Here is an 11,781-nt window from a genome sequence, read left to right on the forward strand (position 1 = left end):
ATACAGGGGTGAAATCAGTGCGCTTCGAGTTCGTCGGCGCGGTGCGCGGTCATTTCCAGCCGGCATTCGGCCGCATCCACGCGCTCGGCCTGGCCGCCATCCGGATCGGCGACGCACTTCTCGTCGCGCTCGGCGATCCACTTGCGCTGCCGCTCGCGCAGCGCGTGCTGCTCGGCCTCGCCGAGCTTGGCCATCGCCGCCTTGTAGGCGGTGTTGAGGCGCTGGTCCTGGTAGGCGTGTTCGTCGGAAATGCAGTCCAGCATCGCCGGGGTCGCGCCGCCGGCGGCGGTGATGCAGGTGTCGTAGGACGGTCGCAGCACGGGGGAATCTCCTGAAGCGGTGGAAGGGGTGGGCGCCGCAGCCGGTGCAGCCGGCGTAGCCGCGCCCGCATCGCCCTGGGTACCGGCATCGTGCGCGGCGGCAGGGGACGCGGCGGCCGCAGTGTCCGCCACCGGAGCGGCCGGTGCCTGCGTCTGGCTGGGGGTGGAAGACGGCGCACTGCACGCGGCGGCGGCCACGCACAACAGCAGCAGGGAGGAGTGTTGGAACGCCTTGGCGATGGCCATGGTCGGAATGCGTCCTTGTCGTTTGCGCGAGCGGGAAGGCGAGGTTCTAATCGATCGTCGTGCACACTGTCCATCGCACGCCGCGATGGCAGGCGATCGTGTTTGGCCGGCGTTGGGCAATGTCGCGCCGGCGCATGCGCGGCGGTCTTGCGCAGCGCTCGACATCTCCACGCACGACCACCGCCGCGCAACGCGCGACGGCGGCCATTGCCGCGAGACCGATCAGCGCGGCGCCTGGGTCTTCTCGCGCTGCGGATCCGGCTGCTGCTGCTCTTGCGCCTGCCGCTGGGTTTCGGCGGCCAGCTGCTGCTGGCTGCGCTCCAGCGGCACCGCCGCGGCCTGCTGCCTGTCCACGTAGGCACGATTGACGTCGTGCGGATTGTCGGGATTGCGCTGCACGGCGATCAGGCCGCGGCGGTCGCCGCTGAGCACCAGGTCGTCGATGCGGTTCATGCCGCTGACCTTGGCCTCGAACGCGACCTGGCCGGCGGCGCGCTGCATCTCTTCGGCGCTCTTGAAGCCGCCGTTGGGTCCCTGCTTCTGCAGGTGGTCCATGGCCTGCTTGTACAGCGGGTTGTCGGCCAGCGCCGCCGCGTCGGACTTGGCCTGCGCCGGCTGCTTGGCGATCGCCTCCAGGGTGGCCTTATCGGCGATGCCGGTCGGCGCCAGGCCCTTCTCGCGTTGCAGGTTGGCGACCACTTCCTTGGTGCGATCGCCGTAGTAGCCGGTGCCGCTGAGCAGCTTGCCCTGGTCGTCCTTGACGCCCAGTTCGATCAGGCGCTGCTGCATCGCCTTGACGTCGGCGCCCTGCTCGCCCGGCTTCAGCGCCGTGCGCGGCTCCTGCCCGCCCTGCGTCTGCGCCTGGGTCTGCTGGCGGTCCTGCAGCAGGTCGCGGCCCTTGGCCAGCGGATCGGAGGCGAACAGCTTGGCGTTCTGATGCGTGGCCAGGTAGTCGTCCAGCGGCATGGTGTTGACGCCCTTGCTGCCGGTGGACTGGCTGACCAGCAGTTCGCCGCTCTTGGGATCGCGCACGACCATCATGATGTGGTCGATGCCCTTCCAGTGCTCGTGCGCGGTCTTGCCCGAATCCACGCCGATGACCATGCCTTCCTTCAGCGCGCCGGGCTTGAACACGTCCTTGCCCTGCAGCAGCACGCCGGAGCTGTCGTAGGCCTTCTTGACGATCTCGCCGGAGCCGGTCATGCCCTGCACCAGCATGTCCTTCTGGGTGAACACGTCGCGACCGGCCTTGCGGTTGATCTCGTTCATCGTCGCGTTCTGCAGCTCGGTGACCCAGCCGGAACAGTCGATGTAGCCCTGCGACAGATGCTTGCCGTCCACGCCGGGGTGGTAGTACTTGCTGCTCTTGACGTTGATCGCGTACTTCACGTCGTCGTGCTTGACGCCCAGGTCGTAGGCGGCGGTCAGCGCGATGCCGTCGTGGCCGCCTTGCTTGCCGCCGGCCGGTGCCGGCGTGCGCGCGGGCGCCTGGGCGGCCTGGCCCTCGGCGAGCGGCTTGATGCCCTTTTCCGGGATCGCGATGTGGTCGTACTTGGCGTCCCAGTACTTCACGAAGGCCTTGGCCATGTCCTGGTCGGACAGCTTCTTGAAGTCGGCCAGCGAGGTGCCGGTGTAGGCCTGGAACTGGCGCGCGCCCTGCGCATCCTTTTCGCCGGGGACGTTGTTGAGGATGTTGGCGCGGGTGCCCTTCAGCTCGAAGTGGCCGGTGGCGATCGCGGCCTGGATCGAGCGATAGCCGCCGGCGCCCTGCTGGTGCGCCATGTACATGTCCAGGCCGTCGGGCTGCGCCTTGCCGGACAGGTAGGCGCGGCCGTCGCGCTCGTGCTGGCGGGTCAGGCTGTTGCGGTTGTCCTGGTACATGCGCGCGGCGGCATCGGTGTTGGCCACCGCGTCGAGCTCGCGGCCGCGGATGCCGTAGGCGCTGGCGGCGCCGGGCGTGAACTGGAACAGGCCCTTGGCGCTGTTGGGACCGCGGCTGGCCTGCTCGTCGAAGCGGCCGCCGGTTTCGATGTAGGCGAAACGCATGAAATCGTCGACCGGAATCTGCCGCTGCCTGGCTTCCCGCTCGATGATGTCGAGATTCTCTGCCTTGGTGGTATCGCGTGCCATCTCGTGTAACTCCTTGAGGTTGAGGTACGGCCATCGCGGCCGCCTGGGTCAACCGAGCTCGTCCATGAGCTTGTTAGTGCGCGGTCAACAGAACGATTGCGTACTGCGGAACATCGGGTGCTGCGTCACCGGCGCGCCGCCGCGCGCCGTGGAGTCATGCGACGGGCGTCGGCTGATACTGGCCGCTGTCCGGGTCGTAGGCGTACTGCAGGACGTCGCTGCCATCGAGCAGGCGCGCGCGGCCGGGACCGGCGATCGCGGTGCCGTGCAGCGCCACCCGCAGCGCCGGCATGTGCTGGCCGGGCACCGCCTGGAATTCCAGAGCGCCGGTGCTGGACACGTGCGGCACCACGCCGTCCGGGTCGCTGGCCGCCTCGTTGTCCTCGCCGGCCGCCACCGTGCCGCAGTAGACCCAGCTGCGGTAATCGCCGAGGTCGTGCCGGTTCGGATCGAACACGAACATGGCGAAACCGGCTTCGGTGATGCCGTTTTCGAAGCGGGTGGTCGGCACGGCCAGCAGCAACCGGCCATCGCCCAGCGCATGCTGCTGCGGCGCGCGGGTGGTATCGAACGCATCGGCGCGCGCGTAGGCGCCGAAGCTGCCGACGTAACGCTGCGCATGCAGCACCATCCACGGCCGCTCGCCGCCCGGGGTGGTCAGCTGGAAGGTCGCGGCACCGAGCGAGACGCCCTCGCCGGGGTTCGGGAAGGTTTCCGCATCGTCGATGCCGTACCGGCCCGGCGTGGCGTAACTGAAACCGGTGTAGTACTGCTTGCCGTCCAGCTCGAAATGCCGGCCGCCCCAGAAATTCACCACGGCACCGTTGTCGATCTCGTAGGACACGGCGCCATCGCCGTCCCAGCCGTAGATCAGGTACAGCACGCTGCCCGCATCGGGTGGCACTTCGGGAGCGGCGCGCTTGTTGTCGTTCGACATGTCCAGAACATCCTGTATTCGGTGAAGAAGCCGGAAGAACCCACCTGCACATTCCGATGCGCCCCGCTACCGCGGCCGGCGTGACGCAGGCGGCGCACGACGCGGACGCGGCGCGCTGCACGGAGAGCACACTCCCCGCAGGCGCAGCTTCGGACGGAACAAGGTGACGTGCACGCCGGCCCCGAGCAGGGGCGGTGATGGCGGTCGCGCATGGCGAACCGCACGCCGGCAATCCACGCCGGCATTTCGGGCGAGTGCAGCATCCCATGCCGCTCGCGAATGACTCGCCTGATCATCAGGCCCCGTGGGGCGCATCTTAAACCAGGTCCTACGCCCGAAACCACCGCTGCCGCGCGCGCCGCGTCACATCCGCGCGCCGTCCGTTCAGCGGTCCAGCGGCGGGGTGTAGTGCTGCTTGGCGGCGTCGTAGGTGTAGGTGACGGCGTCGGCGGGGCCCAGCGTGCGCACCTTGCCCGGCCCTTCCACCGCCGTGCCCTGCAGGGCGATCCGCAGCGACGGCACATTGCCGCTGGCCGGCGGCACGAAGCTCAGCGTGCCGGTGCTGGTGGCGCATCTCATGGTGCCCTGGTCGTCGCACGCGGCACTGTTGTCCTCGCCGGCGGCGACCGTGCCCAGGTAGACCCAGCCCTTGTAGTCGCCGAGATCGTTCTTGTTCGGGTCGAAGGTGAACACCGCGAAGCCGGCACTGGTGATGCCGTCGGCAAAGCGGGTGGTCGGCAGCGCCAGCAGCAGGTGGCCATCCTTGGTCTCGGTGCTCTGCGGCTTGCGCTGCTCGTCCAGGGTGTCGGCCTTGCCGTCGGAGCCGAAGTCGCCGGCCCAGCGCTGCGCGTGGAACAGGGTCCAGGCCGGCTTGCCGCCGGCGCTGTCGAGCACGTAGGTGGCCTGGCTGATGCTGACGGTCGCGGCCGGGTCGGGCAGGTCCTGGTCGCCGGCCGGGTCCCCGGGCTTGGCGTACTTGCCGCCGGTGGCATTGGCGAAACCGGTGTAGTACTGCTTGCCGCCGAGGTCGAAGCGATAGCCGTACCAGAAGCTGGCCACCGCGCCGTTGTCGATGGCGTAAGACGCCGAGCCGTCGCCCTTGGCGCCGTAGATGTCGGCCAGCACCTGGCCCGGCGCCGGCACCTCGGCGGCGGCCGGCTGCGCCGCGGCGCTCGCGTCGGCGGGTGCGGCGGATGCGGGCGCGCTCGCCGTCGCCGGGGTCTGCGCCGCGGCCGGCGCATCGGCGGCCTTGTCCTTGCACCCGCCCAACAGCAGGAAGGTTGCCGCCCACAGGGCCGTGGTTCCTCGCCTCATCGCACTGCGTCCTTTGGAGTCCGTTGGCGCGCGATGCTACCAAGAACCGCGGCGACGCCAAGTGACAGGCGTGCACGCCGCCGGGACCGGCGCCCAGGCCGCAGCGCCCCGGCTCAGGGCGCGTCCGGCTCCATCGCCGGCACCGGCTGCGGGCGCGCCAGCAGCGGCTGGGTCAGCGCGTACAGGATGCGCAGGTCTTCGGCGTCGAAGGCGGTGGCGTCGTTGCCGCGGTAGTGGTGGTGGAAGGCGCGCAGGGTCGCCGCCCGGTCGTCGACCGGATAGCCGATCAGCGCCAGCGCCTGCCACGGATCGAAGCCGGGCGGGGCCGGCGGCGTGTCGGCGGCCGGCCAGCGGCCGAAGCCGGCGTCGGCCAGTCGCTTCCACGGAAACAGCGGGCCTGGGTCGACCTTGCGCGAGGGCGCGAAGTCCTCGTGGCCGACCACCTGGGTGCGCGGGATGCGCAGGCGCGTGCACAGGTCCTCGAGCAGCACCAGCAGGCTGTCGATCTGTTGCGGTGCGAACGGGGTCTTGCCGTCGTTGTCCAGTTCGATGCCGATCGAGGCGGAGTTGATGTCGGTGATGGTGCCCCAGCGCCCGGCGCCGCCGTGCCAGGCGCGGTCCTGGTCGGCGACCAGTTGGTAGCGCGTGCCGTCGCGGCCGATCAGGTAGTGGGCGCTGACCTTGCCCTTGCTGTTGTGCGAGCGCAGCGTGTCCAGGCTCTGCTGCACCGAGTGCTGGTCGGTGTAATGGATGACGATCAGGATCGGCCGGCGCGCGTCGTAGTTCGGCGACGGCACCCAGGTGGCCAGCGGATTGCGCTGCGGCGCGTGCGCGCAGGCCCCGAGCAAGGCCAGCGCGCCCAGCAGCAGCAGCCGGCGCACGGCGGATGGGGACGGCACGGGAACGCGGGTCATGGACACATCCTGGTCGGCGACGCACAAGCGTACGCAATCGGCGCGGCGACGGCGTGCAGGGACGGCCGACGCTCACCGGCGCGCACTCAGAAGCGGTAGTTGAAGTTGACGTACCACTGCCGGCCGATCGCGCTGTACACCCGCGGGAAGTACGGCCAGGTGGTGTAGGTGTCGTCGCGCGGGTGCAGCGCGTCGAACACGTTGAGCACGCTCAGGCCGATGGTCGCCTTGTCGGTGATCTGCTTGGCGAGGTCAAGGTTCCACACCAGGTAGGGTGCCACCCGGCCGCGCTCGGCGTAGTCGGGCCGCGAGCCGTAGCGGTAGCCGTACACGCTGGCCGACCAGTCGCCGCGGTTCCAGTTCGCACGCCAGTTGCTGCGCGTGCGGAACGCCAGGTAGTCGACGTCGTTCATCACGTCCACCGGGCGCGCGCCGGCGAACTGAGCCACCTCCATCCGCAGCACCCGGGTCAGGCCGCCCTGCAGGCCGAGCGTGCCCCAGGCGCCGAGGTCGAGGTCGTAGCGCAGGCTGGCGTCGATGCCGTCGGTGCGCATCAGCGACTGGTTGATGGGGAAGGTCTTGAACGCGGTGATCTGGCCTTCGCTGGTCAGGTCGGTGCCGGGGCTGCGTGTGACCGCGTCCAGGTAGAAGCGGCAGGCCGCCGAGGCGGTGTCCACCGCGGCGCCGGCGCGGTCGCGGCCGAGCAGGCAGTTGGCGTTGTTTTCCAGCAGGGTTTCGCTGGAAATGGCCTCGACCCGGCCCTTGAGTTCGATGCGGTAGTAATCGACGCTCAGCGACAGCGCCGGCAGCGCATCCCACACCGCGCCGAGCGTGGTCGACTTGCCGGTCTCCTCGCGCAGCAGCGGGTTGGAGGCCTGGGTGGAGAAGGTCTGATACTCGTGCGCGCTCGCGCAGGCCGCCGACAACGGATCCAGACCGTCGCGGCGGCACAGGTATTCGTCGACCACGGTGGGATTGTTGGCGCTGGTGCCGGCGTAGATCCACAGCAGGTCAGGCGCGCGGAAGCTGGTGGCGTGGCTGCCGCGCAGCAGCAGGGTGTCGAACGGGCGCCACTCCAGGCCGGCCTGCCAGGTGGCCGCGCCATCGACCGCGGTGATGTCGTCGTAGGCGTCGTAGCGCGCGGCCAGGGTGGCGCTGAGCCGGCTGGCGATCGGCACGCGCAGCTCCAGGCCGGCCGCGTAGCGCTTGCGCGGGCCGCCGCCGGGGGTCTGGGTGAGGTTGTAGATGCGCTCGCTGCCGGTGTAGTCGACGGTGGTGCGCGGGTCGGGCTGCAGGTCGTAGGTCTGTCGCGCCGCTTCCAGCACGGCGGCGATCTGCACCATGCCCGCCGGCAGCTCGAACAGGTCGCCGCTGACCACGAACTGCGCCTGGTCGGTGGCCGATTCGCCGCGGCTGACCACCTCGGTGGTGAGCTGCTGGTACAGCACCGGGCTGCCGGGCGCAAACAGCCGGTCCGGGCGCACACGGCGGATTTCGGTGCCGTCCGGCCGATAGCCCAGCACCGGCCCGAAGTAGTAATCGCGCACCGCGTTAGTCAGGAAGCGCGGGCGCCGCGTGGTGATGTCGTAGCGCGACAGCGACACGCTGGCATCCCAGTCGAAGCGCCCGCCGAAGGCCTTGCCGCGCACGCCAGCGTTGAGGTTCCAGCTGCGCTCGTCGTAGTCGATGGTCTTGATGCCGCCGACCTCGTCCGGCAGGAAGATGCGCTGCGCGGTGACCAGCCCCAGGTCCGGATCGTAGGCGGTGAACGCGCCTTCGCCGATGTAGTAGTGGGTCTGGCTGGAACTCTTGTCCTGCGAGCGGTTGGCCAGCAGTTGCGCATAGGCGACCACGTCGTGGCCGAGTTCGGCATCGCCGGCCAGGTAGGCCGAGGTCTTGCCGTAGCCGTTCTGCACCGAGCGCCCGGCGTAGTAGTCGAACGCGCCGCAGCGGTTGGGCGCGGCCAGGCTGTCGCTGGTGCGGTACGGACGGAACGCCGGATTGGTCGCGGCGCAGGCCGCGGCCAGCGCCTGCGGCGAGGTCGACAGCGTGCCCGCCTGCGGCCACAGATAGGTGGTGCCGCGGCGCAGATACACGCCGGAGATGGACACGTTGGGCGAGCTGGGATCGGCCTTGTTGGCCGGATGGTCGTCGTAGGAATCCATGAAGTCGCGCTGGCGGGCGACGATGGGTTCGCGATCCAGCCGCTCGAAGGCGTAGGTGACACTCCAGCCGTCGCCGCGGCGCCCGCCGGTCCACTGCAGTTGCCCGCTATCGCCGCCGCCGCGGGTGGTGGTGCCGGCACGCACGCGCAGGCTGTCGCCCTGGAAATCGCGCTTGGTGATGATGTTGACCACGCCGGCGACCGCGTCGGAGCCGTAGATGGCCGAGGCGCCGCCGCTCATCACTTCGATGCGCTCCACCGCCGCCGCCGGAATGCTGCCCAGGCTGACCGCGGTGCCGTTGGCGCCGTAGGACTGCGGATAATCGGCCATGCGCTTGCCGTTGAGCAGGATCAGCTGGTAGCCCGGCCCCAGCCCGCGCAGGTTGAGGTACTGGCCGTTGGGCGAACTGCCGGTCTGGTCGCTCTCGTTGAACGTGCTACCGCTGAACTGGGTCAGCGTGCCCAGCGATTCCCACACCGTGGCGAAGCCCTGCTTGCGGATGTCCTCGGCGGTGATGACGGTGACCGGCGCCGGGCCTTCCACCTGCGCGCGAGCGATGCGCGAGCCGGTGACCAGCACCGCATCGAGATCGCGCGGCGTCGCCGCCTGTTCCTGCGCCGCGGCCGGCAAGGCCGCGACCAGCGTCGTCAGCGCGGCCAGCGCCACGCGCACGGGCCGCAAGGGAAAAGGACGACGAACGATTCGCATGGGCACGCGGCTCTCCTGCTGGCGCGGGTGGATGGCGCGAACGCCGCGGGCGCGGCCACGGCCGAGCGCCTGTCCCTGGCGTCCACGCACACGGCGATGACCCGTGCGCGGCACGCGGCCATCGTGTTGCGGGTTCCTGCATCTTGCCGAGCGGAAGCGGCGCTGCCGTGCGGTGCGTGCACGTTCCCCAGCGCCATCGCCACGCGCCCCCTGTGCAGTCGGGTGTAACACGCGCTCGCAAAACCTGTCAACGCAGCGCCTTGACAGGAAAAAACCGGGAATCGAAGATCCTGGCGTCGGCGCGTGACATCCGCCGACCTTCTTTCCAGACAGTGGGTTCCCATGATCACGATGCGCGGCCTGTGCCTGTTGCTCGCCGCGGCGGCGAGCGGCGCCATCGCCACGGCACGCGCCACCGAGGCCATGCCGCTGCAGGCACAACCGGCGCAGTTGCAGGCCGCGCACTGGATCGCGCGGCTGCCGGCGGCGTCGCCGCCGCTGCTGGAGGCGACGCAGCGCGCCGCGTTCAACGCCCGACTGCTGCGCGACGACCCGTCGATGCACGACCTGACGGCGCTGCCGACGCAACTGCCCGCCGCGCAGGTGCGCGCGCAGATCCTGGCGCTGTCGGCGCCACCGACGCGTACGCTCTACGACAGCCAGGGCGGCGTACTGGACGCCGCGCGATTGCAGGCGCTGCAGCGCGCGCTGGCGCTGGACGCGCTGCCTGCGCAGGTACAGCCGCGTTACGCGCTGGTGGTGCAACGCGCCGACCTGCGGCGCTTCCCGACCGCCGAGCGCGTGTTCAGCGACCGCGCCGATCGCGACATCGACCGCTTCCAGGAATCGGCGCTGTATCCAGGCAGCCCGGTGGCGATCCTGCACGCCAGTGCCGATGGCCAGTGGCTGTTCGTGCTGGCGAACAACTACGCTGCCTGGATCGCCCGCGACCGCGTGGCCGAGAGCGACCGCGCCAGCGTGCTGGCGTACGCGCAGCGCACGCCGCGGCTGCTGGTCACCGGTGCGCGCGTGGCCACCGTGTTCACCCCGGACCTGCCGGCCGCCTCGCAGGTGGCACTGGACATGGGCAGCGCGCTGCCGTTGCTGCGCGACTGGCCGCCGCAGAACGTGGTCAACGGCCAATCGCCGCTGGCCGCCTACGTGGTGCAGCTGCCGCTGCGCGACCGCGACGGACGCCTGCAACTGGTGCCGGCGCTGATACCGCGCAGCGCCGACGTCGCCGAGGCGCCGCTGCCGGCCACGCCGCAGATGCTGCTGCAGCAGGCGTTCAAGTTTCTCGGCGAGCGCTACGGCTGGGGCAACAGTTACGACGCGCGCGATTGCAGCGGCTTCGTCGTCGACCTGCACCGCAGCCTCGGCATCGACCTGCCGCGCAACACCGGCGACCAGGCGCGCAGCCCGGCGCTTGCACCCGTGCCCTACACCGTGACCGACCCGCTGCCGCAGCGACGGCAGGCATTGGCGCAACTGCGCGTCGGCGACCTGGTCTACATCCCCGGCCACGTGATGCTGGTGATCGGCCACGAAGACGGCCAGACCTGGGTGATCCACGATGTGGCCGGCGCCAGCTACCGCGACGCCGCCGGGCAGGTGCAGCGCGTGCGCCTCAACGGTGTGTCGGTGACCCCGCTGGAACCGCTGCTGCTCGGCGACGGCACGCCCTTCATCGACCGCATCACCCGCATCCAGCGCCTGCGCGCGCCGACCGCCGAATGAAGATCACCGAGATCCGCCTGGGCATGCTGCGCGTGCCGCTAAAGACCCCGTTCAAGACCGCGCTGCGCACCGTGCAGGCGATCGAGGACGTGGTGGTCATGGTCCACACCGACGATGGCCGGATCGGCCATGGCAGCGCCCCGGCCACGCCGCCGATCACCGGCGACACCCATGGAGCGATCATCGCGGCGATCGAGCGCTGCCTGGCACCGCGCCTGATCGGCGAGGACATCGCCGACCTGCAGCGCCTGCGCGGCCTGATCCAGGGCGCGCTGGAACACAACAGCAGCGCCAAGGCGGCGCTGGAGGTCGCCGTGCACGACCTGTGGGCGCAGCTGCATGGTGCGCCGCTGTACCAGCTGCTTGGCGGTGGCACGCCACACCTCACCACCGACCTCACCATCAGCGTGAATGCCGTGGACACGATGGTGGCCGACGCACTGTCGGCGCTGGCGCGCGGCTTCGTGGCACTGAAGATCAAGATCGGCACCGATCTCGCCGAGGACATCGCACGGGTCAAGGCGATCCATGCCGCGGTCGGCGATCGCGCGCAACTGCGGCTGGACGCCAACCAGGGCTGGACGCCGAAGCAGGCGGTGCAGGCGATGCACGCACTGGAACATGCCGGGGTCACGCTGGAACTGCTGGAGCAGCCGGTCAAGGCCGGCGACGTGGACGGCCTGCAGTACGTGACCGAGCGCGTGCAGACCCCGGTAATGGCCGACGAAAGCGTGTTCTCGCCGGCGCAGGCGATCGCGTTGCTGCAGCAGCGCGCGGCGGACATCGTCAACATCAAGCTGGTCAAGGCCGGCGGCCTGTCCAACGCGCTGCGCATCGCCGACATCGCCGCGGTGTATGGGGTGCCATGCATGATCGGCTGCATGCTCGAATCGAGCATCGGTGTGGCCGCAGCGGCGCACCTGGCGGTGGCCCGCGCGGACGTCATCACCAAGGTGGACCTGGACGGGCCGTCGCTGGGCGCGTTCGACCCGGTGGTGGGCGGGGTGCAGTTCGATGAGGCGCAGATCCGCATCGGCGAGGCGCCGGGGCTGGGGATTCGCGAGATCCACGGGTTGGAGCTGTTGCCGCGATCGGTGTAATGGCGCCGCGCATGGCTGGCTGTCGCAATTGTGGGAGGGACTTCAGTCCCGACTGCCGTTGCAATCGGTGATTGGATGACTTCACTCGTCGCGACCGAAGTCGCTCCCACAGGAGCTTGCGGGGAGCCTGCCGGGTGCACGGTGGGAGGGACTTCAGTCCCGACTGCTGTCGCAATCTGTTATTGGATGGCTTCACTCGTTGCGACCGAA

8 protein-coding genes are annotated in these 11,781 nt (G+C 70.0%); 2 read left to right on the top strand and 6 right to left on the bottom strand.

The annotated features are described in order from the left end of the window. Positions 1–14 precede the first annotated feature (14 nt). The 6 genes from CEK68_RS00685 to CEK68_RS00710 form a co-directional block, all read right to left on the bottom strand. On the bottom strand, positions 15–320 hold the full coding sequence (locus tag CEK68_RS00685) for a lysozyme inhibitor LprI family protein (RefSeq protein ID WP_152238224.1): 306 nt from the start codon (positions 318–320) through the stop codon (positions 15–17). 468 nt (positions 321–788) lie between these two features. After that, positions 789–2,696: a peptidoglycan-binding protein gene (locus tag CEK68_RS00690; protein WP_152238225.1), complete on the bottom strand. Its 1,908-nt coding sequence runs from the start codon at positions 2,694–2,696 to the stop codon at positions 789–791. 154 nt (positions 2,697–2,850) lie between these two features. Next, positions 2,851–3,633: a hypothetical protein gene (locus CEK68_RS00695; protein ID WP_017910732.1), complete on the bottom strand. Its 783-nt coding sequence runs from the start codon at positions 3,631–3,633 to the stop codon at positions 2,851–2,853. Between the two features lie 384 nt (positions 3,634–4,017). Beyond that, on the bottom strand, positions 4,018–4,947 hold the full coding sequence (locus CEK68_RS00700; protein ID WP_152238226.1) for a hypothetical protein: 930 nt from the start codon (positions 4,945–4,947) through the stop codon (positions 4,018–4,020). A gap of 113 nt (positions 4,948–5,060) precedes the next feature. Continuing rightward, on the bottom strand, positions 5,061–5,861 hold the full coding sequence (locus CEK68_RS00705; RefSeq protein ID WP_152238227.1) for an N-acetylmuramoyl-L-alanine amidase: 801 nt from the start codon (positions 5,859–5,861) through the stop codon (positions 5,061–5,063). A gap of 86 nt (positions 5,862–5,947) precedes the next feature. Next, positions 5,948–8,734, bottom strand: a complete 2,787-nt coding sequence (locus tag CEK68_RS00710) for a TonB-dependent receptor (RefSeq protein WP_226977711.1) — start codon at positions 8,732–8,734, stop codon at positions 5,948–5,950. A 342-nt stretch (positions 8,735–9,076) separates the two neighbouring features. On the opposite strand from CEK68_RS00710, the gene CEK68_RS00720 reads away from it, so the two are divergent. Both CEK68_RS00720 and CEK68_RS00725 read left to right on the top strand, forming a co-directional pair. Beyond that, positions 9,077–10,471 (top strand): SH3 domain-containing protein, encoded by a 1,395-nt coding sequence (locus CEK68_RS00720; RefSeq protein WP_152238229.1) that lies wholly within the window; start codon positions 9,077–9,079, stop codon positions 10,469–10,471. After that, positions 10,468–11,571: a dipeptide epimerase gene (locus CEK68_RS00725; RefSeq protein ID WP_152238230.1), complete on the top strand. Its 1,104-nt coding sequence runs from the start codon at positions 10,468–10,470 to the stop codon at positions 11,569–11,571. Before CEK68_RS00720 ends, CEK68_RS00725 begins: the two co-directional genes overlap by 4 nt. Positions 11,572–11,781 lie beyond the last annotated feature (210 nt).

The organism is Xanthomonas sp. LMG 12461 (assembly GCF_009192935.1).
In the GTDB taxonomy this organism is placed as follows: Bacteria; Pseudomonadota; Gammaproteobacteria; order Xanthomonadales; family Xanthomonadaceae; genus Xanthomonas_A; species Xanthomonas_A sontii.

Coding starts and splice junctions, on each gene's coding strand:
- CEK68_RS00700 (WP_152238226.1), bottom strand. CDS start 4,947: ATGAGGCGAGGAACCACGGCCCTGTGGGCGGCAACCTTCCTGCTGTTG.
- CEK68_RS00725 (WP_152238230.1), top strand. CDS start 10,468: ATGAAGATCACCGAGATCCGCCTGGGCATGCTGCGCGTGCCGCTAAAG.
- CEK68_RS00705 (WP_152238227.1), bottom strand. CDS start 5,861: ATGACCCGCGTTCCCGTGCCGTCCCCATCCGCCGTGCGCCGGCTGCTG.
- CEK68_RS00690 (WP_152238225.1), bottom strand. CDS start 2,696: ATGGCACGCGATACCACCAAGGCAGAGAATCTCGACATCATCGAGCGG.
- CEK68_RS00695 (WP_017910732.1), bottom strand. CDS start 3,633: ATGTCGAACGACAACAAGCGCGCCGCTCCCGAAGTGCCACCCGATGCG.
- CEK68_RS00710 (WP_226977711.1), bottom strand. CDS start 8,734: ATGCGAATCGTTCGTCGTCCTTTTCCCTTGCGGCCCGTGCGCGTGGCG.
- CEK68_RS00720 (WP_152238229.1), top strand. CDS start 9,077: ATGATCACGATGCGCGGCCTGTGCCTGTTGCTCGCCGCGGCGGCGAGC.